We start from the raw sequence: 24,795 nt of genomic DNA, 5'->3' as shown, positions 1-24,795 counted from the left end.
GATAGATTCCGATAAAATATCAATGATATTACTGCTGCGCGTTTGCACCAGCGACAATCTCCGAGATTTCCTGCGTAATCGCTGCCTGGCGGGCACGGTTGTACGTCAGGGTAAGCTCCGAGATCAGCTTGCTTGCATTCTTCGTAGCCGCACCCATTGCCGTCATTTTCGCGCCAAGCTCACTTGCTTTGGCATTTAACATCGCGCTGAAAATGAGGGTTTCGGCGTATTTCGGAAGAAGCACTTCAAGCACGCGCTCCGGTGAAGGCTCGTATTCATAGCTCGCTACCGAGACGCCGCCGCCGATGTTCTCCATCGGGAGAAGCTGATCGACCTGCGGATCCTGCGTCAACGCATTAACGAAGCGGTTATAGCATACGAACAGCTCATCGATCTTGCCGTTCTCGTATTGGCCGACAGCCGCATTCGCAATCGCCTTGATATCGCCGAAGGTCGGGCTGTCCGACAATTCGGTCAGCTCTTCCACAACCGGCATTTCTCTGCGGCGGAAGTAGTCGCGACCTTTGCGTCCGATGACGAAAATGCAGTATTCGTCCTTGGATTGGTGACGCTCCGCAATGAAATTAGACACTTTACGCAAAATGTTGGAGTTCGACGCACCGGCAAGACCGCGGTCGGACGTAATAACGAGGTAACCGGTCTTCTTCACCTCGCGTTTCTCCAGCATCGGGTGGCTGATTCCTTGGGTGCCGGCGGCAATGCTGCCAACCACTTCTTTCAGCTTATCCGAGTATGGAAGTGCAGCGGTTGCTTTCTCCTGGGCTCTTCTGAGCTTGGCGGCGGCAACCATCTCCATCGCTTTGGTGATCTGCTTCGTGTTTTGGATACTCTTGATTTGCCGTTTAATATCACGTAATCCTCTTGCCATGATTTCACCACCTCAAAACTTTGGCGGAGCCAAAGTTACTTCGTAAGCATGAGCCAAGCTTTGGCGAAGCCAAAGCTAACTTCGAAAGCATAAGCTTAACTTTGGCAGAGCCAAAGTTACTTCGTAAGCATAAACCTAGCTTTGGCGAAGCCAAAGCTAACTTCGTAAGCGTAGACCTAACTTTGGAGGAGCCAAAGTTACTTCGTAAGCGTAAACTTAACTTTGGCTGAAACCAAAGTTGCTTGTTAATCCAGCTCGCTTTGGCTTTAGCCAAAGTTACATTCCATATGATGAAAGAGGATACCGGACATTGCCGCCCGGTTCCCCTCCTTATGCCAAACCCAGGAGCTTAAACCGAAGCGGCAAAGCCCTTCTTGAATTGATCGATGGCTGCTTTCAGCGCGTTCTCGTTGTCTGCTGTCAGGTCTTTTGTATCCGTGATGGACTTCAGGATTTCCGGCTTGTTGCTCTCGATAAACGCCAGGAATTCCTTCTCGAAACGGCGGACATCCGCTACTTCGATGTCATCCAGATATCCTTTAACAGCGGTGTACAGGCTGACAACCTGCTGCTCAACGGACAGCGGCTGGTTGACGCCCTGCTTCAGGATTTCCATCAGCTTGGAACCGCGGTTCAGACGAGCGAGCGTCGATTTGTCCAGATCGGATCCGAACTGGGAGAACGCTTGAAGCTCACGGTATTGGGCAAGGTCGAGTTTCATACCGCCCGCAACCTTCTTCATCGCTTTAATTTGTGCGGAGCTACCAACCCGGGATACGGAGATACCTACGTTGATCGCCGGACGCTGACCCGCGTAGAACAGGTCGGACTCCAGGAAGATCTGTCCGTCGGTAATCGAAATCACGTTGGTTGGGATATATGCGGATACGTCGGAAGCCTGCGTCTCGATGAACGGCAGTGCGGTCAAAGAACCGCCTCCGAGCTCGTCGTTCAGCTTCGCAGCGCGCTCCAGCAAGCGGGAGTGCAGATAGAATACGTCACCCGGATACGCCTCGCGGCCCGGAGGACGACGGAGAAGCAAGGACAGCTCACGATAAGCTGCTGCTTGTTTCGACAAGTCATCATAGATGATAAGGGCATGCTCGCCTTTGAACATGAAATATTCGCCCATCGCGCAGCCCGCATAAGGAGCGATATACTGCAGCGGAGCAGGCTCGGATGCGGACGCGGTCACGATAATCGTGTATTCCAGCGCGCCGTGGCGGCGGAGCGTTTCCACAACCTGTGCAACGGTCGATTGCTTTTGACCGATCGCAACGTAAATACATTTAACGCCGCTGCCTTTTTGGTTCAGGATCGTATCGATCGCAACGGTTGTTTTACCTGTTTGACGGTCACCGATGATCAGCTCGCGCTGTCCGCGGCCGATCGGTACCATCGCGTCAATCGCTTTAATACCGGTTTGAAGCGGTTCATGTACCGATTTCCGGTCGATAACGCCCGGCGCGTTGCTTTCTACCGGACGGAACGCTGCAGCTTCAATCGGTCCTTTGCCGTCAAGCGGCTGGCCGAGCGGGTTTACAACGCGTCCAAGCAGCGCTTCACCGACAGGAACCTCCATGATCCGTCCTGTACGCTTAACCTGATCGCCTTCCTTGATCTCGGAGTAAGGTCCAAGGATAACGACACCGACGTTGCTCTCCTCGAGGTTGAGTGCAAGACCGGATACGCCGTTTTGGAACTCGAGCAGCTCCCCGGACATTGCATTCTCCAGGCCATATACGCGAGCAATACCGTCACTAACTTGAATAACCGTACCTACTTCGGAGACCGTGATATCGGATTTGTATTCTTCGATTTGACTTTTAATTAAAGTACTAATTTCTTCAGGTCTGATACTCAACGTTTTCACCCCTATCTACTATGCTCGTCTATTAAAAGACTTTTCGAGACGCTCCAGCTTGCCGGCAAGGCTTCCGTCATACAGCTTGTCGCCGATCACGACTTTCAAGCCGCCGAGCAGGCTTTCGTCTACCACATTGGTCACCCGGATATTCTGCTGAGCCAGCTGTCCGAATTCCGTGGCTACTTGTTCTTTTTCCTGATCGCTAAGCGGGTAGGTAGAATAGACTGTGGCATCCGCCATTCCCAGGCTGGCACCCTGAATCTTCACGTAACTGTTCAGAAGCTCGGCAAACATTTCCGTACGCCCTCTTTCAAGAAGCAGCTCGATGGTATTCAGCACAGGCTGCGAAACCTTTCCTGCTAACGCCCTTTTCAAAACGTCCATTTTTACGGACAGCGGAATATTCGGCGTGGAGATGAACTTCTGAATGTCCGCGTCTCCTTCGATCGCCGATACGACGGCGCGCAATTCCGCTTCCACTTCCAGACCCTTCTGCTGCTGAGCCGCCACGTCGAACAGCGCCCGCGCATACCGCTTGGCTGCTACTGTATTTTGGCTCATGGTCTGCCTCCTACCTCTTTAAGGTATTGGTCAACCAGTTCTTCCTGTGCTTTATCATTCTTAACTTCCCGTTCAATCAGCTTGGATGCAATCTTGACGGAAACGCTGCCCAGCTCGCTGCGGAGCTCTTCGACTGCCTTCTTCTTCTCGTTCTCGATATCCCGGACCGCTTCGGATTTGAGACGAACCGCCTCTTCCTTGGCTTGCTCCAGAATTTGCTCAGCCTGCTTGTTGCTCGTTTGTCTGGAACGCTCGATAATATCGTGAGCGTCTTGACGCGCTTGCTCCAGTGCCTTCTTCTGCTCTTCTACGTAAGCAGCCGCCTGCTGGCGGGTCTGTGCCGCTTCGTTCATCTGGCTCATAACCAGCTCACGACGCTGCTCCATGATGCCGAACAATTTGCTGAACGCAAATTTTTGAAGCAAAAAATAAAGAACAATAAACGAAATGATCGTGATTACGATATTTTCCCATAGAATGTTCATTGAGGTCACTCCTTTCCATCAACACGAAGTGCGGTGCCTAACAAAACGAAGGCGCGGATGGCATCGGCCCTCCCCGCCAAACCGTTGTATTGTTATTAAGAAAACATGATCAAGAACGCGATTACGGTAGCCGCCAAAGGAATAACCTCGACGATACCAACACCGATAAACATCGTCGTTTGCAATTGACCGCGTGCTTCCGGCTGACGAGCGATAGACTCAACTGTTCTGCTTACGATCATACCGTTACCCAAACCTGCGCCAAGAGCGCCAAGACCTACTGCAATAGCTGCTGCCAAAAATTCCATTGTTAAATATCCTCCTTAAAATTGGTTCATAATAGAGTGGTAGTGCTATAAATATATCTCTTTCGAAAAACACCGCTGTCACGGCGGATTCGTCCGAGTGAATCAATGCTCTTCATGAATCGTTGTTTGCGAAATGTACACCATGGTTAAGATTGTAAAGATAAACGCTTGCAGTGCTCCGATGAAGATACTGAAGCCTTGCCATGCGGCCATGAACGGAATACCGAAGAATCCGGTTTTCAGAATGACCGTGATCAGAACTTCCCCTGCGAAAATGTTCGCATATAGCCGGATCGCCAGAGCGATTGGCTTCGCCAGGTTCTCAATGATGTTAAGCGGCAGGAAGATCGGGAATGGTTCGATATAGTGCTTCAGGTAATGCTTGCGGTTCAGCTTCAGGCCCAGGTAGTTCATGAGCACAAATACGACAAGCGCCAGCCCCGCAGTAACGGAAATGTCCGCTGTTGGTGATTTCCACCACAAGACGTGAGCGTAGTGTCCCGGCTCGAGACCAACCGTAGCCTCAATTGTCTTACCAAAGACTTTGAAATCTGCCGGCAAGTCGGTGATAACCGAGAACGGCAAGCCGAGCAGGTTCGCTACGAAGATGAATAGAATCAGAGTCAGGCCCAGCGATATGTACGCCTTCCCCTTCTTCAGATCCATAGCGCTTGCTACGACACCCTGCACAAATTCCACTACCCATTCCATGAAGTTCTGCAGTTTGGAAGGGTTTTCGACAGATAGATTCCGAACAGCCAGACGCACAAGCACAAAGACAATGATCCCTGTAACCAGCAGCATCATGACAGCGGATAGATCCAGACGGAATCCACCTAAATCAATAATCGGTGATTCATGCATAGAATTATTTTCACCCCTTTCCAAGTTAGCGCTGATCAATGATTGTTTCTCAAACTGAATACAATGCTGACAGGAATGGTCAACAATTGGGGGATGAACAGACCGGCGATAGCGCCGCCGAGCGACACCTGTTCGAGCTTCGCCGCGAAGACGACGATCAGAAAGCCGATGCATAGTCTCGTGATGAAGCCGAAGTTGTATCTCTTCGGTTCAGGATTGACAGCCAATTGTGCCAGCTGCTGCACTTTCATGGAAAGGAAGCGAACATTAAACAATCCCGCCGCCATGCCCATGATCATCCCCACGATGACGGGGCGATATTCCGGGTAAAGAGCCCATCCCAGAAACAAGGCAGACAATAAGAGCAATGATACTCTAAATACAGCGTTCACAATGGAAGTCAGATCATTCACTTTGTGCCCCCAGAAACTTTTTAATGAGAAGAGCAATATTCAAAATCCCTATAAAGAGCCCTAAAACGGTTCCAATCGCCAACCAGTATCTGGGCCCGTCCAGCCATTCGGCCAGCCACTTGCCTGTCAAAAAACCGATTACGATATACACGGCCAGTAATCCACCGGCCCCGCTGATATACAGCGCTATCAACCAAGGGTTGTCTTGACTATTCGGATTTTTCATATAAACCTCTAATCCCAACTCATTTTACTGAATATGACAAGACTTTGTCAATGAATCGATTTTTTGATTTTCCGTGTAAAATCGGGCGTTTTGGGCTCCCTAAACTGCGCAAAACGCCGCGGTAACCGTACAGTTCAACTGTATGCTGTCCCCTTGCGAATCAGAATGCGGCAAACTATGCCTTTGTGAACATTCTGTGAAATTCTTCAGGGCGTTCTTTGAGGATGCCAAAATGGTGCAAAATCGCATTGACAATCCGCTGGGAAGCTTGTCCATCGCCATATGGATTCGCTGCCTTGCTCATCTTCTCATACAGCGCATCATCCGTCAGAAGAGCCTTAATCCGACTATATACCTTCTCTTCTTCCGTCCCTACCAGCTCCAGCGTTCCGGCCTCAATGCCCTCCGGACGCTCGGTCGTATCCCGGAGCACCAGCGTCGGTACGCCGAAGGAAGGCGCCTCCTCCTGCATGCCGCCGGAATCGGTAATGATGAGGTGCGTATGCGGGTAGAAATTGTTCATATCCACCACATCCAGCGGATCAATCAGCTTGATGCGCGGATGGTCGCCCAGAATCCGGTGAGCCGGCTCCTTCACCGCAGGACTCGGGTGAACCGGATAGACGATCGCAATATCCTCGAACTCATTGGCAATGCGCTTCACAGCCTCGAAAATTTGACGATGCGGCTCCCCGTGGGATTCCCGGCGGTGCGCCGTCATCAGGATCAGTCGTTTGCCCTCGGCCCAATCCAGCACCGGATGCGTATAGTCGTCACGTACCGTATATTGGAATACGTCCGTAGCCGTATTGCCCGTTACATAAATGCGCGACTCCGGCTTGTTCTCTCTGCGGAGATTGTCCGCGGACCATTCGGTCGGCGCGAAATGGACATCCGCCAATACGCCGGTCAGCTGCCGATTCATCTCCTCCGGATACGGAGACAGCTTGTTCCATGTCCGAAGGCCGGCTTCGACGTGGCCGACCTGGATCTGCTGCAGGAAGGCCGCATAGCTCGCCAGGAACGTCGTCAGCGTGTCGCCGTGCACGAGCACGATATCCGGCTTGGCCTCGCGCAGCACCGGCTCAAGACCTTCCAGAACGCGAACGGTGATTTCATTTAATGTCTGGCGTTCCTTCATGACGTCCAGATCATAGTCCGGAACAATCTTGAACACCTCAAGCACCTGATCCAGCATCTGTCGGTGCTGGGCCGTAACGCACACCACGGATTCAATATGCTCTGGGTGACGCTGCAGCTCCAAAATGAGCGGCGCCATCTTGATCGCTTCAGGGCGCACCCCGAATATGGTCATCACTTTCACTTTAGACATGGCTGATATTACCTCTCCTTATCATCCTTGCTTCCGATCCCGCCGGCCTCCCTGGTCAGGCAAGCCGGTTAGCGGACAGTCAGCGGATTCTATTATTTCGTCCCGTAGAGCCGGTCTCCCGCATCGCCTAAACCAGGTACGATGTATCCATGGTCGTTGAGACCCTCGTCCAATGCAGCAACATAGATGTCCACATCCGGGTGCGCTTCCTGGACCGCCTTAACGCCTTCCGGCGCGGCTACGAGATTCATCATTTTAATCTGGGTGCAGCCCCGCTTCTTCAAGACGTCGATCGCAGCAATCGCGGAGCCTCCTGTTGCGAGCATCGGGTCGATTACGATCAATTCTCTTTCGGTCACATCAGTCGGCAGCTTCGTGTAGTATTCCACGGGCTGCAGCGTTTCCGGATCACGGAACAAGCCGACGTGCCCGACCTTTGCTGCCGGCAGAAGCTTGACCACCCCGTCCAGCATGCCTAAACCGGCACGGAGAATCGGCACCAGCCCGAGCATGCGGCCCGAGATAACCTTGCCTTCGGTTTCGGCGACCGGGGTTTGGACGGAAATCGTTTCAAGCGGAACCTCCCGCGTGATTTCATAAGCCATTAATGTCGCGACCTCATCTACAAGCTCGCGAAAGTCTTTTGTGTTAGTCCGCATATCGCGAATAAATGTTAGTTTGTGTTGAATCAACGGGTGATCACAAATCACCAATTTTCCCATGTCAGGTCCCTCCGGTTGGATACAAATATGTTTTCAATATGGGCGTATAATATGGTAAGCTCCATAAATCCTGTCTATTATATCATTCCCTCCGGCCATTTGACACCCGCATAGGTCATGTTTCTTTCGACTCGAAGGGCACGTTAAAGCTCCTCGCCACCCACCCTATATACGGTTCCCATTTTTTCCAACAAAGATGCTCCTTCCAGGATTCAAACGACCTGCCTCTCGCAGCCGAAACCCTCCATATGCAAAAAAAGGGTATTCCTGCAGGTTCATAACCCTGAGGAATACCCACCCCGTCGATCCCGATTAGTACTTGAGGTCCGGATACAGCGGATACTGATCCGTCAGCTCGGCAACCATACGGCCTGCTTTCTCGAGCGTCGCCTCATCCTTCGGAGCCTTCAGCGTCATCGCGATGATCTTCGCGATGGTCACCATGGCCTGCTCATCCATGCCGCGCGACGTAACCGCCGGCGTACCGATCCGAATGCCGCTGGTAACGAACGGGCTGGTCGGGTCGAACGGAATCGCATTTTTGTTGACGGTGATGCCGATCGAATCCAGAACTTTCTCCGCATCCTTGCCGGTGATGTCCAGATTGCGCGTATCCACCAGCATCAGATGGTTATCCGTTCCGCCGGAAACGATGTTCAGGCCTTCCTCAATCAGCGTATCGGCTAGTACCTTCGCATTGTTCACGACATTTTGAGCGTAGGTTTTGAAGGACGGATCCAGCGCTTCGCCAAGAGCAACAGCCTTCGATGCGATGACATGCATCAGCGGTCCGCCCTGCGATCCCGGGAATACGGCCTTGTCGATCGCTTGCGCCCAAGCTTTTTTGCACAGAATCATGCCGCCGCGCGGCCCGCGGAGCGTCTTATGCGTCGTTGTGGTCACGAAATGCGCGTGCGGAACCGGATTCGGGTGAAGTCCAGCCGCAACAAGACCTGCGATATGAGCCATGTCGACCATAAACAGCGCGCCGACATCATTGGCGATCGCAGCGAGCTTCTCGAAATCAATGATGCGCGGATAGGCGCTTGCGCCGGCAACAATCAGACGAGGGCGATGCTTGAACGCCGCTTTGCGGACTTCATCATAATCAATGAGGAACGTGTCCTCTTGAACGCCGTAAGCCACGAAATTGTACAGCAGACCGGAGGCATTGACCGGGCTTCCGTGCGTCAGGTGACCGCCATGGGCAAGGTTCATGCCAAGAACGGTATCGCCAGGCTTAAGCGCTGCAAGATACACCGCCATATTCGCCTGCGCGCCGGAGTGCGGCTGCACGTTGGCATGATCGGCTCCAAACAGTTCCTTCGCGCGGTCACGAGCGATATCCTCGACAATGTCGACACGCTCGCATCCGCCGTAGTAGCGTTTGCCAGGGTAGCCTTCCGCATATTTATTGGTGAGGACGGTGCCCATCGCTTCCATGACCGCTTCGCTGACAATATTCTCCGATGCAATCAGTTCGATATTGCTGCGCTGGCGCTTCAGCTCCAGCTCCATCGCTTCAAGTACAGCAGGATCGTTCTTACGCAAATGTTCCATCATTTTTATATCCTCCTATGATCCAAAATCTTACTATAAATATTCTGTTTCCGTATTACACAGGGCCAACTACCAAATGGGATGTGGAGCAAGCACGTGAAATGTTTCTACAATCGCTGTTGCTCCCGGATTTCTTTGATCTATTGAATTCATCCAAGGTAGAAATCCGTTCACAAAGGCGAACACTACCATTTTTTCGAAATCATTTCACTCCCTTGCCTGCATCTCTTTCTTTAGTTAACCCTACAAACAAGCAAAACAGGATGTCCAAGCCGTTCCAATCGAATCAATTGCATGATCCGGAATCCGCATCCGGCACCTGGCGATAAACGGCCCGCTCTCCGCCGATCAGCTTTGGCCGGGTATAGGCGGCCGTAACCCGAGCCTCGCCGATATACCGCTCACTCGGCCTGAAGGGAACCGCCACGCTGCGCAGATGCATGCCGATCAGCGTCTCGCCGATGTCGATACCCGCATGCGCCTGAATGGATTCCGCCAGGCAAGGCTGCTTCATGCTGCGGTAGGCGCTGGCTGCCATGGAGCCGCCGGCTCCCGGAATCGGTACAGCCGCCACTTCCGTCAAGCCAAGCCGCTCGAGCAGCTCGCGCTCAACGACCAGCGCTCGGTTCAGATGCTCGCAGCATTGGAAGGCCAGCGAGAATCCGTACTCCGCCTGAACCTCGGCAATGCCTTCAAGCAGCTGCTGCGCCGTCTCCAGCGCGCCGCCTGTCCCTATCCGCTTGCCCGCAACCTCGCTCGTGCTCGCGCCGACGACCAGCACCTTGCCCGGTCCAAGCTTCGCCGTCTCGGCGAGCTCGCGGACGATGCGGGCGGTCTGCCCGTTTAAGGAAATGTTGGAAGCATCGCTCATGCCACAGTCCTCCCTTAATAGTCTCTACGTCGCTTCATGCCCTCGTCCCGCACAGCTTGTATGCGGGGAACCGTCCGGAATACAGACCAAATGGCCTTACGGAAAGAAACGTCCTATCCGTTCTTTAGGTAGCGTTCCTCGATCGCCTTGATCTTGTTGACGCGGCCGACATGACGCTCGCCGTGACTGAACTCGGTTGTCAGCCAGGCGCTGACGATTTCCGCAGCAAGACCAGGGCCGACTACGCGTTCGCCGAGCGCGATCACATTGCTGTCGTTATGCTCGCGCGTCGCTTTGGCCGAGAACACATCATGCGTCAGGGCGCACCGGATTCCCGGCACCTTGTTCGCCGCGATGCTCATGCCGATGCCGGTTCCGCAGATCAGAATGCCGCGATCGGCTTCGCCGGACACGACCTTCTCGCATACCGGCAGCGCATAGTCCGGATAGTCGACGGAATCGGAGCAGCCGCAGCCGAGATCCTCCACCTCATGTCCAAGGCTGCGAATAACCTCCATGATCTCCTCTTTCAGGCGAATGCCCGCATGATCCGTGCCTAGTGCAATTTTCATCGATGAAACCCCCTCATATGTTCGCTTTCGCGTGATTAGCTTGTTTCATTATAACCCAAATATCCCGCAAAAGACGAAAAAAGAGCAGTCGGCGCACACGTAGTGCTCCAATGCTCTTTGCCCAGGCGACCGGCCGTATACTCCGGTGCTCCACCGTGGTTTCATCCACTTCGTCGCCAGTTACACCGGATCTATTGTTGTTTCCCCTACATCTTAAATCAATCGTCCGGGAAAGGCAAGCGGCTTTTTTAGCCACGCCTGCAGCTGTGACTTTTCCACTCACGTGCTCTGATGCCAGAGTCATAATTCATCCGCCCGCAGCAAGCGATTACGCCTGCCCGCCCGCATTCAGCTTGTCCAACAAACGAAAGAGCGCCGTCCGAATCTCGGCTGCGGTCGCTTCATACTCTTCCTTCGTGCCGCCGAACGGGTCCGAGATATCAAAGCTAGGAATGCGCTGGCGAAGCTCAATCAACCGTTCGCGATCCTTATCGCTGACATTTTGACCAAGCGCTCGGGCCAGCTCAATCGATGCGTACAGACTGTCTTGCTCCTGCAAATCTGCAAGCACCTTGCTGTCATCCTCAACATATTCCTTTAAGGTATGCATTTTATCGGCCGCGTGAGGAAACTGCCGAATGGCATATTGCTTATGCGATTGGGTTAGAGTCAGAACGAGATCAGCCCATTCCACCAGCTCTGAGGTGAGCGGCTTTGATACGAGCTCGTCCCGGATATCCTGATCCCGCAGTACGGATTCCGCATGATGGGACACCGGCATGCCATCTATCGCCGATACGCCGGCGGATCGCACCTCCAGCGGAATGCCCCGCTGCTTCGCCAGCTTGCGCAGCATCCCTTCGGCCATCGGACTGCGGCAGGTATTTCCGGTGCAGACAAATAGTATCTTTTTCACAGTCTTAAGGCTCCCTCCCGTCAGTATTAGGTCACTAGGGATATTGTATCAAATCTCATCACAAATTTCGCAACTTCTATATTACTTGGACAAATGATTCCACAAAAGTCTACTCTGCCGGTCAACGAATTCCCGCATTCATCCTCATTTCATATCCGGTGTGCCTTACCACCCGTATCAGACAATAAACATCACGCCGAACACAACCAAAATAAGTCCTCCCAGCATCTCGCCGTACTCGCCCAGCTTGCTGCTGACCTGACGGCCCAGCATCAAACCGAGAATCGACATCAAGCCGCCGACCACCCCGAAGGTTACAACGATCAGCGTTACATCATGCACGAACATGCCCAGCGATAATCCGACCGAGAACGAATCGATGCTGACGCTAAGCGAGAACAACAGCATACCCAGCAGTGCGGATGGATGAACGAGCTTGCCCTCGCCTCCGCGAAAAGCGTTATGGATCATATGGCCCCCGAGCAGAACCAGCAATCCGCCGGCGGCAAGCCCGGTAACCTGTCCCAGCAGCAATCCGACATAACGGCCGGCAGCCAGCCCCAGCAGGGGCATCAGCATATGAAACAGGCCGATCAGAAAGCTCATGCCCAGCATATGACGGTGGCGCAGCCCGCCTCGCAAACCGACGCCGATGCCAAGCGAAAACGCGTCTAGCCCGAGTGCAACCGCCATGAGCAGAATCGCCGCAAGCTGTCCCGATTGGACAGACGCCTCCAACATGCCCATTCCCCCAAGTCTCATGGTCTTGTACACCATATGCGGACAAGGGATAAATGATTCCTGATCGGCTTTGGAAAAAAGGCTGCGGTTAATGATCCACGTCGATAACGCGATGTCCTGCCGCCTTCAGCAGCCGGTTCATCACCGCGGCGCCGAGGCCCTCTTCAGGGCAGGCTTCCGCAAGAATGAAGGTGGCGCCGGCCTCGTCGAACCTGCGCAGGCCGGCGTACAGCCGGCGGGCCGCTTCCTCCGGCGCGGCCTGGCGGCCGAGCGGGACCGCCACGTCCGCGCGGTAGCGACCAATGTGCTCGTCGAACGACAGCACACCGGTCACCTCGCCGCGGCGGGCGGCGGCCGCAAGCTCGGCCGCGATGCGGGCCGCTACCGCTTCGGCGTCGCGGCCCTGCACCACGCACATCGCGCCCTTCGGCGCGTAGTGCGTGTATTTCATGCCCGGCGAGCGGGGCGCCGGGCTCTCCGCCTCCCCGGCGGCGCTTGTTAGCGCCGGGTCGAGGCGCACGCTTGCCGCCACCGCGGCAAGCTGCTCGGCCGTGACGCCGCCGGGACGGAGCACCGTCACGGCACCGTCCTCGCCGGCTTGCACGACCGTCGACTCGACGCCGACCCCGGCAGGGCCGCCGTCAAGCACGCCGTCGATCGCGCCGGCCAAATCCTCCAGCACATGGCCCGCAAGCGTAGGGCTCGGCCGGCCGGAGCGGTTCGCGCTCGGCGCGGCCAGCGGGCAGCCGGCCGCGCGAATAAGCGCGAGCGCAGCCGGGTGGTCAGGCATTCGCACCGCGACCGTGTCCAGCCCCGCCGTCACACGGGACGACACGGCACCCGGCTTCACGGGCAGCACCAGCGACAGCGGGCCCGGCCAGAACGCCTTCATCAGCGCACGCTCGGTATCGTTTACCCGAAGCGCCAGGTCATCCAGCTGGGACAAATCCGATATATGCACGATCAGCGGGTTGTCCGAAGGCCTTCCCTTCGCCGCAAATATACGTTCAACCGCTTCCGTGCTTCCCGCATCGGCGCCCAACCCGTAGACCGTCTCCGTCGGGAAGGCGACAAGCCCGCCGCCTGCAAGCACCCGACCCGCTTCAAGCAGAGCCTGCTCCTCTTCCGGAGTTCGGCTGCCGGATTCCATCGATTCAATACCGATACGCCACACCTTCGTCGGTTGTGACTGCGGGTCAACAGGCTGTTCGTTATGTTCCAATTGGCGGCTGTCCTCGCGGCCGCTTGCAGTATGTTCCATTCCCTATCCCAAGCTTTCTGTTTATGAAGTATATTAACCATCAAGCACGCGCCTTGCTGGAGCTAATCCCAATGGCTTTAGAGTTGATACTTTTTGACATTTAAAAAAGCGCTTCGATTCTTCAGTCCCGTCCCGGGTCCCCACCCGGGCAGCCGGTCGCGCTAAAGAGAAAGCACTCTTCTAAATGAAAGTGTATCACACTCGACTCGAATTGAAAATCAAACGGCCTGCATGTCTTCCTATCAATCTTTCCGAATATCATCCTATGCATCCGCTAGATTATCCAAACAATCCTGCCACCCAATTCCAGATCCCGATAAACATATCCCATAAGAAAAACCGGACTTCAGGCTCGGTATCGCCCGCATTGACTGGCTCATCCGCCTGGCTCTTATCGGCTTGCGCCGAGACGGTCTGGACGCCGGCATCCGCCGGCTGCGCCGCCGCGTCTCCGCTGCCCCCGTCGATGAAGCACAGCGGCGGGAACAACACGCACCACCAGTTCTGTCCCTGTCCCTCGCCAAGCGTGATGCGCACCGCATCATAATCGCCTGCCGGATAGACCGTGCCGCCGTACAGCTTTGTCGGGAACGGTACGACGCCGAGTTCCACATTGTAGCTGTAGGTGATTCCCCGTTTTCTCAGCTCTTCACCGACCAGCTGGCGAATTTCCGGCAGATGCCGGCTCGTCAGCGCCTTAGCTTCCTCGAGGCTCTGCGGGTTATCCAGCTGCTGAACCCATAGCTGCATTTGCTCCACGACCGCATCGCGGATTTCCCGCTTCACAAGCTGATCGGAGGGACTGTCGGAATTGGCCAAGATGCGCAGCCGGATCGATTCCTGAGGAATCGGCCCCCCCACAACAGAAGCATCAATTCGCTGACCTTCCCACACGGTAATGACCATAAACATACAGGATAAGAGCAAAATCATTTTTTTCACGATAATACGGAGGGTTTCGCTATAATGGTTCATCTTGGACAACCGCCTCTCTATCAACCGATAATCTATGATGCTATCAGTATGTCCGGCCGCCGAAGATCTAAACGTGAATCTAGCAATTTGTTTAAAAAGATGATAGAGACACCTGTCGCAAGGTCTTTCAAACCATATCCCCCGTTACCCTGTCAGCCCTCCAATAGGTTACTTCCTTGCCTAGGGCTAATCACAGGCTCATTTCTTGTCCTTACAAAAAATAAAAGATGCTGCCCCGTATGGACAACATCTCTTCATAAATGTATTTGGAAATTTCGGGTATCCTGGTTCAAGACAGGCCATTTCGAATAGGATAGCCCCCACCAGTGCACGATGGCTACGGCTTAGGCCTGCTTCGCCACCGTCGACCGGTGGGCATGCGGATCCGGCATATCCTCCTCGATTTCCCGGCCGTGCAGCTTCACGCTCATGGCTACCCCGAGGCTCGCCATGCTGATTACGAGCGACGTTCCCCCGTAACTGATAAACGGCAATGTAATCCCCGTCAGCGGCATGAGGCCGATAAACATCCCGATATTCTCAAAGATTTGGTATAAGAACATGGACACGATCCCTATGATGAGAAACGGACCGGCACGTTCACGCGATTCGAGCGATATCAGAATCATCCGATGGATCAGAATGAAATAGAGCAGGAGCAGCACGGAAGAGCCGATAAACCCGTATTCCTCCGCAATCTGCACGAAGATGGAGTCGGAATAGGTATACGGTACCCGTCCCGATTGCACCGAGGTCCCCTGCATAAAGCCTTCCCCGGTCATGCCGCCGGAAGCGATCGCCAGCTTGGCATTGTGGGTGTGATAGCCGGCACCGGCGTTGTCCGTCGTCTCGGGCATCAGCCACGGGTCGATCCGGTCCAGCCAGTGCGAGCGGCTCCCTTCCTTCATGAAGGCTGTAATCTCGTCATGGTAATGAATGTAAGCCTGGATTCCGCCGAAAGCGGTGCCCGCAACGAGCACCAGACCGATCAGCGCATGCGATAATTTGACATTACCAATCCACAGCAGCCCCATCAAAATGATGACGTAGCTTAGCGCATTCCCCAAGTCGTTGATGCCCATGACGAGCACGAAGGGAATAAACGCCAGGAAGCCGACCGGAATGACATCGCGGATAAAGGAAAGCTGCGATTTATTTTTCTTCACCAGTATAAAAGTCAGGAAGATAATCAAGACCAACTTAAACATTTCCGCCGGCTGCAGGCTCGTAAACCCGAGATTAATCCAGCCCTTCGAGCCGTTAAGCGTTGACCCGAAAAACATAACGTACACAAGCAGCAGCAGGCCGCCGATATAAATGTAGGTCGCGTGTTTAATGAGAACGCGGTAATCCAATAGGCTCATGCCGAAGAAAGCGATAAAGCCCGCAACGTAAAAGATGAGCATCTTAATATGGTACCCGTTCCAATCAGCCGATCCGATGGTTACACTGTACAAGGAAGTTATGCTGATGATCATCAGCATGACAAGGACGGTTACGACAACAAAGTCTATTTTTTTAAATTTCTGAAGCATGCCTTTGATCCCCCTGTGCCGGAGCTTATCGCTCCGATGTGCCTTACCGGCCATATAACGATCTGCCCGGATAAAAAGTTTGGGCTCTCCCGGCCCATACCTGGCGCATTAGCCATCGCCCCAACAGCCTTTCAAGGATGCGGGCGGACGATAAGACAGAATACGAACCTTATGAGCACGAACGGATCATGAGCATGAGAAGCCTGCACGGGAAGCAGCGGATTTCCGCAAGTAAACCCATGATCATCATATATTGTAAAAGAATTTCCCTCCGAACACAATTTAACGGGCAATTCCCAAAACATGCCTGTCGATTCCCGCCAAATCCGGGATCGTAACGATCTCGTCCCAATGACCGGCAGCCCGCAGCATATCCGCTACATCCTGCGCCTGGCCCATGCCCAGCTCGAAGGCGATCAGTCTCGGCGGCGTCGCAAGCAGCGGGAGCTGATCCATCATCACACGGTACGGATAGAGGCCGTCGGGCCCGCCGTCCAGCGCGGTTCGCGGCTCATGATCCCGCACCTCGGGCTGAAGCTCTTCAATGTCGCTGGCCGGAATATACGGCGGATTGGAGACAATCATATCCGGCGCCAAGCCGGCGAACGGCTCGAGCAGATTGCCCTGCCTGAACTCCACGTCGGCTCCGAGCCGGGACGCATTACGCCGCGCAACATCCAGCGCCTGCGGCGAAATGTCGCTCGCCAGCATGCGCAGCCCTTTCGCCTCCAGCGCCAGCGTTACGGCGATGGCACCGCTGCCGGTGCCGATGTCGACGGCGGTCAGTCTTTCGCCAGGCTGCGGTGCCAGCTGGTTTCCGTACTTCAGCACGGCCTCGACGAGCAGCTCCGTTTCAGGACGCGGAATCAGAACGGCCGGCGTCACCTCGAACGATCGCCCGTAGAACTCCTGCTCCCCGATGATGTATTGCGCCGGGACGCCGTCGGCCTTCCGGTTGATGACGTCCTCGAAATCGCTGCGCCGGTCCTCGGGAAAACCGTCGCCGAGGGCCACGTAATACGCCGTGCCGGTCAGCCCCAGCACATGCTCCAGCAGCAGCTGCGCATTTCGCTGCGGCTCCAGGACCCCGACCCCGTCTAAAAAAGAAGAAGCCTCCAGAAAGGCTTCCCGTATGCTGCGCTCCGGCGTCAATGCAAATTTGTTTCGCTCCAAAGCGTTATACTCCTTTATCCATCATTTCCGCTTGCTCTGCGATGGTCAGGGCGGAAATGATCTCCTCGATTTCGCCGTTCATCACCTGATCCAGCTTATGCACGGTAAGCCCGATCCGATGGTCGGTCACCCGGCTTTGCGGGAAATTGTACGTGCGGATCCGCTCGCTTCGATCTCCGGTGCCGACCTTGCTCTTGCGCTCGCCGGCGTACTTCGCTTCCTCTTCCTGGCGCATCATGTCGTAGATGCGCGCGCGAAGCACCTGCAGCGCCTTCTCCTTATTGGAGTTCTGGGACTTGCCGTCCTGGCACGTAGCCACAATGCCGGTCGGGATATGCGTTACGCGAACCGCCGACTTCGTGGTGTTAACGGACTGACCGCCCGCACCGCTGGAGCAGAACGTATCCACGCGGATATCCTTATCCAAAATCTCGATATCGACTTCCTCGGCTTCCGGCATGACCGCCACTGTTGAAGTGGAGGTATGGATACGACCGCCGGATTCCGTTGCCGGAATACGCTGCACCCGGTGCGCGCCGCTCTCGAATTTCATTTTGCTGTAAGCACCGCGGCCATTGATCATGAAGATAACCTCTTTAAAACCGCCGAGGTCGTTCATGTTCACGTCCATCAGCTCAACCTTCCAGCCCTGGGAATCGGCATAACGGGTGTACATCCGGTACAGATCGGACGCGAAGAGCGCCGCCTCGTCTCCGCCGGCTGCACCGCGAATCTCGACGATAACGTTCTTGTCATCGTTCGGGTCCTTCGGCAGCAGCAGAATCCGGATTTTCTCCTCCAGCTCCTGTTGGCGGGCGGAGAGCTCCTCGATTTCCATTTTCACCATTTCGCGCATTTCGTCATCGAGCTTCTCACCCTGCATTGTTTTTGCAGCTTCAAGCTCTTCCATTACATTTTTATATTCAACATAAGCCTCATAAGCAGGCTGCAGATCGGATTGTTCTTTGGAATAATCCCTTAGCTTCTTGGAGTCATTCGCGACATCCGGATCGCACAGCAGCTCGCTCAGCTTCTCGTAACGGTCCGCCAGGGATTGCAATCGGTCTAACAAGGAATTCACCTCTCTTACGTAATATTCCTGATTCTAGCGCCTATCGCTCCCTCGAATATGCGAAGCGTAAACGACTGTTTATTATAGCATGAAACGTCCTATTTGACTAGAAGGGCATAGGCGCGGGAAACGCAGGAAGCGTTCCCTGCCCTGCATGAAACATCCGCTTGGCAAAAAGACCATGATCCCATGCATCATCTGGCATGGAGCCATGGTCTTTGTATCATAATATGCTACACGTTGAAGCGGAAGTGCATGACATCGCCGTCATTGACGACATAGTCCTTCCCTTCAAGGCGGAGCTGTCCGCGCTCCTTCGCGCCGTTCATCGATCCCGCGGCAACAAGATCATCGTAGGACACCACCTCGGCCCGGATAAAGCCGCGCTCGAAATCGCTGTGGATGACGCCGGCCGCCTGAGGAGCCTTCGTGCCTTTGCGGATCGTCCATGCGCGTACCTCCTGCACGCCTGCGGTAAAGTAGGTGTACAGGCCGAGCAGGCTGTATGCCGCTTTAATGAGGCGGTTCAGGCCGGATTCCTCCAGGCCCAGCTCTTCGAGGAACATGGCCTTGTCTTCACCTTCAAGCTCGGCGATTTCGGCTTCCACCTTGGCGCTGATCGGAACGACGGCAGCATTCTCGGCAGCCGCGAACTCGCGGACCTGCTGCACGTACGGATTGCTGTCCGCGTCAGTCACGCCATCCTCGCTTACGTTGGCCGCATACAGCACCGGCTTGAGCGTCAGCAGATGCAGATCGCGGACGATCAGCTTCTCCTCATCGGACAGCTCGACGCTGCGTGCCGGCTGATCATTGTACAGGGCTTCCTTCAGACGCTCCAGCAGCTCTACTTCCTGGGCGTACTGCTTGTTGCCGCCCTTCATGTTCTTCTTCGTACGCTCGATCCGCTTCTCGACGCTGTCCAGATCCGCCAGGATCAGCTCCAGGTTGATGGTCTGGATGTCGCTCACCGGGTTGACCTTGCCGTCTACGTGGGTGATATTCTCATCCTCAAAGCATCGTACGACGTGCACGATCGCATCGACCTCGCGAATATGGGCCAGGAACTTATTTCCGAGCCCCTCCCCTTTGCTCGCACCGCGAACCAGTCCCGCGATATCAACGAATTCGAAAGCGGTCGGAACGGTTTTATTCGGCTGCACCAGCTCGGTCAGCTTATCAAGGCGCTCATCCGGCACCTCAACGACGCCGACGTTCGGGTCAATCGTACAGAACGGGTAGTTCGCCGATTCGGCGCCCGCCTGCGTTATCGCATTAAACAATGTGGATTTGCCGACGTTCGGCAAACCGACGATCCCTGCTTTTAAAGCCATTTATATGACAACTCCTTATCAGGTTACTCTATCACTTATATGCATTTTCTTTCAGAGGCTGTGGGGGTTTGTGCTCCCTTAAACCTCAGGTCCAAAACAATCTTATTAATTATAGCAGATACCCGATAGAGTTCAACACGTATTGCTGCAGATACTCCCGCGTGTTCCATAACGTTTCCTGCATGGCGATCAGTCCTGTCGTTATCGACCTTGCTTTGCGGTCGTTAGAGCTTTCAGTACAGACCACCTTGCTTGTCGTTACAACCCTTGCTTGCGGATCAGGCGAGTCGTTGACCTTAACGACTCGATATCTGGAGCCCCGATCCCCAGCATCGCGGTTCGAAGCTCCAGCTCCGTCTGAGCGAGGCGCCGGTCCAGCGCTTCCTCGGAATCGACGGCAGGCCCGAGCAATCCCCGCCCAAAGCCCGCCAGATCAGCGCCCAGTGCAATCGCTTTGGCGGCATCCACGCCGCTGTTGAGCCCGCCGCTGCCGATCATCGGAAAATCCGGAACAGCTTCCCGCACCTCGACGATACATTCCGCCGTCGGATTGCCCCAGTCGGCAAAGGCCTCCGCTGCGGCGCGACGTACCGGATCATTCGCCCGGAATTTCTCGACCTGGCTCCAGGAGGTGCCTCCCGCTCCCGCCACATCGATGAAAGCAACACCGAGCTCCATCAGCATCCGGGCCGTCTCCCCGTCAATGCCCCAGCCGACTTCTTTAACCCCGACAGGAACCTCAAGGCTGCTGCACAGCTCTTCAATCCTGGAGGCAAGTCCGCCAAATCGCGTATTCCCTTCCGGCTGGAACACTTCCTGCAGGGCGTTGAGATGCAGCACCAGCATATCGGCACCCGCAATGTCGACCGCCCGGCGGCAATCATCCGTTCCGAAGCCGTAATTGAGCTGAACCGCCCCAAGGTTCGCGATGATCGGTACGCTTGGCGCCCGCTCTCTCACGCGAAAGGTCGGGGCAAGCTCTTCCTTCTCCACCGCTGCCCGGATGGAGCCGACGCCAAGCGCCCAGCCCCGGCGCTCCGCCGCTTCCGCAAGCCGCATATTAATCTCCCCGGTTGTCCGGCTCCCCCCCGTCATGGAGCTGATGAGAAACGGCGTCCGTGTTGGAATGCCAAGAAAGGAGGTGTCGAGCCTGATGTCCTCGAAACTCACCTCAGGCAGCGCGCAATGCCGGAAGCGGTAGCGCTCAAAGCCTGAAGTAATGCCTACGGAGCCGACCTCTTCCTCCAGGCACAGCCGCACATGCTCAATCTTCCGCTCGCCGGTGGGGACATCCGGAAGCAGCCTGCCGCCGGATGACTCCAAGCCGTCTGCCCGATTACAAATTGCGGCAGGCTCCATCGTTCCGGCCCTTATTTTTTTCCATGCATTCATTTCCATAGCACCTCCTGTTTAAAAATTTTTGTGATCGATATTATGGCGGCTTGTAGGCTTGTCGAACCGATGGGTGCTCAGCCAGAACGATAAATCCGGACCGAACGAAATGCCTGTCCATACTGCGCCGCATCTGTCCGGCTTATTCGTGAATCATCACATATTAACGAGCTCCGCCCATGTTGTTATCCATATATTTCTCTTAAACGGCTGTTACACATCAGCCCAAATATTCCCTTGCACCCGAGCAACGCTACAGCAGCGGCGACATCAACCGCGCCGCGGATTCGAGCAGCCGGGTCATGATGCGCTTCTTCCTCGTGCGGCTTCGGTCATACAGCACTGCGTGCTCCAGATCCTGCTCAAAATCGGCTACCAGCTGATTGACGCTGTCCGTATGCACGAGAAGCGCGTTCACTTCAAAATTCAGGTGAAAGCTGCGCATGTCCATATTCGCCGTTCCGATAGTGGCAACCTCTCCATCCACAATGAGCAGCTTGGAATGCATAAAGCCCTTCTCGTATTCGAATACCCGCACTCCCGCATCCAGCAAAGCCGGGAAATACGAATGCGAGGCCAGAAACGGCAGCCACTTGTCCGGTTTCGACGGAAACAGGATCCGGACGTCAAGGCCGGACAAAGCCGCGACCCTCAGCGCCGTCAAAATATCTTCATCCGGGATAAAATAAGGCGTCGCAAGCCATACGGAATGACGTGCCGATGCGATCATGGAGAAGAAGATATGCTTGAGCGCCCGGCGCTCATTATCCGGTCCGCTGGCAATAATCTGCACGGCTCCGGAGGAGTGATCGACGAGATCCGGGGAGAAATACACCTGGTCTGTAGGCTGCTCTCCGGTCATATATTCCCAGTCCTGCAGGAACACAATTTGCAGCGTCCTGACGGCCTCGCCCCGGACCAGCATATGCGTGTCCCGCCAAAACCCGAAAACCTTGCTGCGGCTCAAATACTCGTCCCCGACATTCAAGCCGCCGATGAAGCCGACGGTACCGTCGATGACAACGATTTTCCGGTGATTGCGGTAATTGACCCGGCTCGTGAAGAATATCGCCTTCGGGCTGCCGAATACGGCTACCTTAATCCCCGCAGCTTTCATCTCCTCCAGGAAAGCGGGCGGCAGCTGCAGGCTGCCTACCGCATCGACCATGAACCGGACGGCAACCCCTTCCCTGGCCTTTCGCACCAGAATGTCCCGAATTTGGGTCCCGATATCGTCAGGACGATAAATGTAATATTCCATATGAATATGATGCTTGGCCAGCTCCAGCTCGCGAAGCAGTGCCGCGAACGTCTCCTCTCCGTTCGTGAGCACCTTGGTATCCGAAGAGAACGAAACCGGCGCACGCCCGAGGCGGGTGGACAGCTGCAGGAGCTGCTGGTGCTCCCTTTTAAAACGGGAGATATCTTGGTTGCTGCGCCGAAGCACTTCGCTGGTATAGGCCAAGCCGTCCTTTTGCGCCTTCTTGTCATATTTTCTGCGTTTAAAATAGTTCTGTCCGAACAGAAAATAAAAAACTAGCCCTACGATCGGTACTAGTGCAAGCAGTAGAATCCAGGCCATTGTACTGGTCGGATGCCGGTTCTCCATGAAAATCATGAACCCGATCGAGACGACGGTCAGGGTCGAAAATATCCCGATGATAGTTCCTGTCGTCTTGCCGAAATAATCGATGCCAAAATAATAAAACGCGAATAATAACGCGGTAATCAGTACGGCCTGTATTCCCTTTCTCATATCCTTCTACCCCTTGCTTCATCGCTTCATCTCTCTTTTGTATGTACGATGCTGGTCAACCCATATTCTACATGATAAGTCTCGGGAACTAAAGCATGAACTAAAAAGCCCCGATCCTCGTTAGGCCCAATAAAAAGACTATTGACAGAAGCAGCTCCGTTTGCTAAAAATATGACTAACGACCGTTAGTTAGGAGGATTGCGATGAGTGCCGCTGAGATAAAACAGTCCGCTCTGGCCCGCTTCGCCCAAGACGGCTATGAAGGAGCCTCGCTTAAACATATTGCCGATGATTGCGGAATAAAGAAGCCATCGATCTATGCTCATTTTTCCAGTAAAGAGGACCTGTTCCTGCAGGTGCTGGCCGATGTATTCGAGCGGCAGAAGCAGCGGATCGAAGACTATTTCGAGGAGCACACCTCCCTTCCGCTTGAAGCGCAGCTGAAAGGATTTGTGGTGGATTGGCAGCAGATTTACGAACGGGATGCGGAGAGAAAGTTTTTCCTGAGAATGGTTTTTTTCCCGCCAAGCGCTCTGTATGACGATGTCATGAATCTCGTCTATCCGTTCCTGGATGAGCAGGAACAGAAGCTGTCGAGGCTTCTAGCCGCAGGCTGTCCGGTACAAGGACGGATCATTCGGCACCCTAGGCAGGCCGCCATTGCCTACCTTACCTTGCTCGACGGCATTGCCGTCGAGATGCTGTACGGCGGGGAAGCCCGCACCACTCGGCGGCTTGAAGCCGCATGGCCCGTGTATTGGTCCGGCGTGTCGAGAGAAAGATAACGATACTTCCCGATCAAACATCGGCCTGACGCTCCAGCGCGAAATGGCACAATCCATAAAATTTGCGCAAAAGGAGCACTTCGTGTTAGTCAAGAAAAGGAGAGGAATCATCATGAATCGGAATTGGGTTTTTGTACTTTTGGCCGGCTTGGTCGAAATATTGTGGGTCATCGGCTTAAAACACGCTTCAAATACGTGGGAGTGGCTAGGAACCGCTCTGGCGATTGTCGCCAGTTTCTTTTTGATCATTGAGTCGGCTAAACGGCTCCCTGTGGGGACGGTATATGCGGTTTTTACCGGGATCGGCACGGCTGGAACGGTCGGCACTGAAATGCTGCTGTTCGGCGAACCCTTTAAGCTGATTAAGGTGCTGCTGATCGGAGTGCTGCTGGCCGGAGTCATCGGACTAAAGCTGGTCACCGCTGACAATGCCGAGCAAAACGGGGAGGTGAGCCGATAATGGCCTGGATCGCGCTTATTTGTGCAGGATTGCTTGAAATCGGCGGGGTGATCGGCATTAAAGGAGTGTCTCAGCGTAAGGGCTGGATCTATCTGCTGCTGATGTTCGCTTCGTTTGCAATCAGCTTCTCCCTGCTGTCGTTTGCCATGGAGAGCATCCCCATGGGTACGGCCTATGCCATCTGGACCGGAATCGGGACGGTCGGCAGCACCGTCACGGGCATGGTCCTGTTCGGCGAGCCGAAGGAATGGCGGCGTATCCTGTTCATCGCCATGATTCTGTGCTCTGCCGTCGGATTGAAGCTGATCACTTAAGCTACTTCCTTATTCGTAAATGTACGGTGGTTGCATGGGTTAGCCATTGATGCTTGCGAGCGGATGTAGCTTTTATGCGGCGGAAACAAGTCCCTTTTGAGTACTTGTGAGGCGAATATAGCCTCATGTGACGGTAACAAGTCCCTTTTGGGTTCTTGTGTGGCGAGTATAGCCTCATGTGACGGAAGTAAGTCCCTTTTAGGGACTTGTGAGGCGAGTATAGCCTCATACGGCGGAAACTAGTCCCTTTTAGGGACTTATGAGGCGGATATAGCCCCATGCAGCGGACTTTTCGGGACTTGTGAGGCGAATATAGCCTCATGCGGCGGAAGCAAGTCCCTTTTAGGCATGAGCGTTGCATAAATCTTTACATCTGCAAGCACTTGGATGAAATCTGAATAAGAACAATT

At 54.6% G+C, this 24,795-nt stretch carries 26 protein-coding genes and 1 riboswitch; of the genes, 3 read left to right on the top strand and 23 right to left on the bottom strand.

The window, feature by feature from the left end:
- Positions 1-28: 28 nt before the first annotated feature.
- From atpG to cls, 23 genes are all read right to left on the bottom strand, one after another.
- Positions 29-889 (bottom strand): ATP synthase F1 subunit gamma, encoded by an 861-nt coding sequence (gene atpG / locus NSQ46_RS02085; protein ID WP_007128776.1) that lies wholly within the window; start codon positions 887-889, stop codon positions 29-31.
- 349 nt (positions 890-1,238) lie between these two features.
- Positions 1,239-2,753, bottom strand: coding sequence for a F0F1 ATP synthase subunit alpha (gene atpA / locus NSQ46_RS02080; RefSeq protein WP_007128777.1), 1,515 nt, complete (start codon positions 2,751-2,753; stop codon positions 1,239-1,241).
- An 18-nt stretch (positions 2,754-2,771) separates the two neighbouring features.
- Positions 2,772-3,317 (bottom strand): F0F1 ATP synthase subunit delta, encoded by a 546-nt coding sequence (locus NSQ46_RS02075; RefSeq protein ID WP_007128778.1) that lies wholly within the window; start codon positions 3,315-3,317, stop codon positions 2,772-2,774.
- Positions 3,314-3,802, bottom strand: a complete 489-nt coding sequence (gene atpF / locus NSQ46_RS02070; RefSeq protein WP_007128779.1) for a F0F1 ATP synthase subunit B — start codon at positions 3,800-3,802, stop codon at positions 3,314-3,316. The genes NSQ46_RS02075 and atpF overlap by 4 nt, the downstream gene beginning before the upstream one ends.
- Positions 3,803-3,897: 95 nt before the next feature.
- Entirely contained in the window at positions 3,898-4,110 is a 213-nt protein-coding gene (gene atpE, locus NSQ46_RS02065; RefSeq protein ID WP_007128780.1) for a F0F1 ATP synthase subunit C, read from the bottom strand.
- Between the two features lie 102 nt (positions 4,111-4,212).
- Positions 4,213-4,974 (bottom strand): F0F1 ATP synthase subunit A, encoded by a 762-nt coding sequence (gene atpB / locus NSQ46_RS02060; protein WP_007128781.1) that lies wholly within the window; start codon positions 4,972-4,974, stop codon positions 4,213-4,215.
- 35 nt (positions 4,975-5,009) lie between these two features.
- A complete protein-coding gene (locus NSQ46_RS02055; RefSeq protein WP_007128782.1) occupies positions 5,010-5,387 on the bottom strand; it encodes an ATP synthase subunit I in 378 nt (125 codons plus the stop codon).
- Positions 5,380-5,613, bottom strand: a complete 234-nt coding sequence (locus NSQ46_RS02050) for an AtpZ/AtpI family protein (protein WP_007128783.1) — start codon at positions 5,611-5,613, stop codon at positions 5,380-5,382. Before NSQ46_RS02050 ends, NSQ46_RS02055 begins: the two co-directional genes overlap by 8 nt.
- Before the next feature lie 175 nt (positions 5,614-5,788).
- Positions 5,789-6,946: a UDP-N-acetylglucosamine 2-epimerase (non-hydrolyzing) gene (gene wecB / locus NSQ46_RS02045; RefSeq protein WP_028405643.1), complete on the bottom strand. Its 1,158-nt coding sequence runs from the start codon at positions 6,944-6,946 to the stop codon at positions 5,789-5,791.
- Between the two features lie 92 nt (positions 6,947-7,038).
- Positions 7,039-7,668 carry a uracil phosphoribosyltransferase gene (upp, locus tag NSQ46_RS02040; RefSeq protein ID WP_007128785.1) on the bottom strand — a complete coding sequence of 210 codons (630 nt, stop codon included), beginning with the start codon at positions 7,666-7,668 and terminating at the stop codon, positions 7,039-7,041.
- A gap of 312 nt (positions 7,669-7,980) precedes the next feature.
- Positions 7,981-9,231: a serine hydroxymethyltransferase gene (glyA, locus tag NSQ46_RS02035; protein WP_342576228.1), complete on the bottom strand. Its 1,251-nt coding sequence runs from the start codon at positions 9,229-9,231 to the stop codon at positions 7,981-7,983.
- A gap of 283 nt (positions 9,232-9,514) precedes the next feature.
- On the bottom strand, positions 9,515-10,099 hold the full coding sequence (locus NSQ46_RS02030) for a TIGR01440 family protein (RefSeq protein ID WP_251535772.1): 585 nt from the start codon (positions 10,097-10,099) through the stop codon (positions 9,515-9,517).
- A gap of 113 nt (positions 10,100-10,212) precedes the next feature.
- Positions 10,213-10,671, bottom strand: a complete 459-nt coding sequence (rpiB, locus tag NSQ46_RS02025) for a ribose 5-phosphate isomerase B (RefSeq protein ID WP_007128788.1) — start codon at positions 10,669-10,671, stop codon at positions 10,213-10,215.
- 112 nt (positions 10,672-10,783) lie between these two features.
- Positions 10,784-10,865, bottom strand: a riboswitch (ZMP/ZTP riboswitch).
- Positions 10,866-10,999: 134 nt separating this feature from the next.
- The gene (locus NSQ46_RS02020; RefSeq protein ID WP_007128789.1) at positions 11,000-11,587 is read right to left on the bottom strand and encodes a low molecular weight protein arginine phosphatase; all 588 of its coding nucleotides are present in this window, start codon (positions 11,585-11,587) and stop codon (positions 11,000-11,002) included.
- A 177-nt stretch (positions 11,588-11,764) separates the two neighbouring features.
- The gene (locus tag NSQ46_RS02015; protein WP_007128790.1) at positions 11,765-12,328 is read right to left on the bottom strand and encodes a manganese efflux pump; all 564 of its coding nucleotides are present in this window, start codon (positions 12,326-12,328) and stop codon (positions 11,765-11,767) included.
- An 88-nt stretch (positions 12,329-12,416) separates the two neighbouring features.
- Positions 12,417-13,478, bottom strand: coding sequence for an L-threonylcarbamoyladenylate synthase (locus NSQ46_RS02010; RefSeq protein WP_341342659.1), 1,062 nt, complete (start codon positions 13,476-13,478; stop codon positions 12,417-12,419).
- Positions 13,479-13,868: 390 nt separating this feature from the next.
- Entirely contained in the window at positions 13,869-14,564 is a 696-nt protein-coding gene (gene spoIIR / locus NSQ46_RS02005; RefSeq protein ID WP_144877966.1) for a stage II sporulation protein R, read from the bottom strand.
- A gap of 344 nt (positions 14,565-14,908) precedes the next feature.
- Positions 14,909-16,099: an FtsW/RodA/SpoVE family cell cycle protein gene (locus tag NSQ46_RS02000; protein ID WP_341342509.1), complete on the bottom strand. Its 1,191-nt coding sequence runs from the start codon at positions 16,097-16,099 to the stop codon at positions 14,909-14,911.
- A 282-nt stretch (positions 16,100-16,381) separates the two neighbouring features.
- Entirely contained in the window at positions 16,382-17,272 is an 891-nt protein-coding gene (gene prmC, locus NSQ46_RS01995) for a peptide chain release factor N(5)-glutamine methyltransferase (RefSeq protein WP_341342510.1), read from the bottom strand.
- A gap of 4 nt (positions 17,273-17,276) precedes the next feature.
- Complete coding sequence (prfA, locus tag NSQ46_RS01990; RefSeq protein ID WP_007128795.1) at positions 17,277-18,344, bottom strand: peptide chain release factor 1; 1,068 nt, start codon at positions 18,342-18,344, stop codon at positions 17,277-17,279.
- A 233-nt stretch (positions 18,345-18,577) separates the two neighbouring features.
- Positions 18,578-19,678 carry a redox-regulated ATPase YchF gene (gene ychF / locus NSQ46_RS01985; protein WP_007128796.1) on the bottom strand — a complete coding sequence of 367 codons (1,101 nt, stop codon included), beginning with the start codon at positions 19,676-19,678 and terminating at the stop codon, positions 18,578-18,580.
- Between the two features lie 258 nt (positions 19,679-19,936).
- Entirely contained in the window at positions 19,937-21,070 is a 1,134-nt protein-coding gene (gene fni, locus NSQ46_RS01980) for a type 2 isopentenyl-diphosphate Delta-isomerase (RefSeq protein WP_007128797.1), read from the bottom strand.
- Positions 21,071-21,323: 253 nt separating this feature from the next.
- Positions 21,324-22,826 (bottom strand): cardiolipin synthase, encoded by a 1,503-nt coding sequence (gene cls / locus NSQ46_RS01975; RefSeq protein WP_007128798.1) that lies wholly within the window; start codon positions 22,824-22,826, stop codon positions 21,324-21,326.
- A gap of 203 nt (positions 22,827-23,029) precedes the next feature.
- Here cls and NSQ46_RS01970 point away from each other — a divergent pair, with 203 nt between their 5' ends.
- The 3 genes from NSQ46_RS01970 (at position 23,030) to NSQ46_RS01960 (ending at position 24,385) form a co-directional block, all read left to right on the top strand.
- Entirely contained in the window at positions 23,030-23,611 is a 582-nt protein-coding gene (locus NSQ46_RS01970; protein ID WP_007128799.1) for a TetR/AcrR family transcriptional regulator, read from the top strand.
- 112 nt (positions 23,612-23,723) lie between these two features.
- Entirely contained in the window at positions 23,724-24,071 is a 348-nt protein-coding gene (locus NSQ46_RS01965) for a multidrug efflux SMR transporter (RefSeq protein WP_007128800.1), read from the top strand.
- The gene (locus tag NSQ46_RS01960; protein ID WP_007128801.1) at positions 24,071-24,385 is read left to right on the top strand and encodes a multidrug efflux SMR transporter; all 315 of its coding nucleotides are present in this window, start codon (positions 24,071-24,073) and stop codon (positions 24,383-24,385) included. Before NSQ46_RS01965 ends, NSQ46_RS01960 begins: the two co-directional genes overlap by 1 nt.
- Positions 24,386-24,795 lie beyond the last annotated feature (410 nt).

The organism is Paenibacillus sp. FSL M8-0142 (assembly GCF_038597315.1).
In the GTDB taxonomy this organism is placed as follows: Bacteria; Bacillota; Bacilli; order Paenibacillales; family Paenibacillaceae; genus Paenibacillus_AQ; species Paenibacillus_AQ lactis.
Note: the sequence above shows the minus strand (reverse complement) of the source record. Positions and strands in the feature narration are given on the sequence as shown.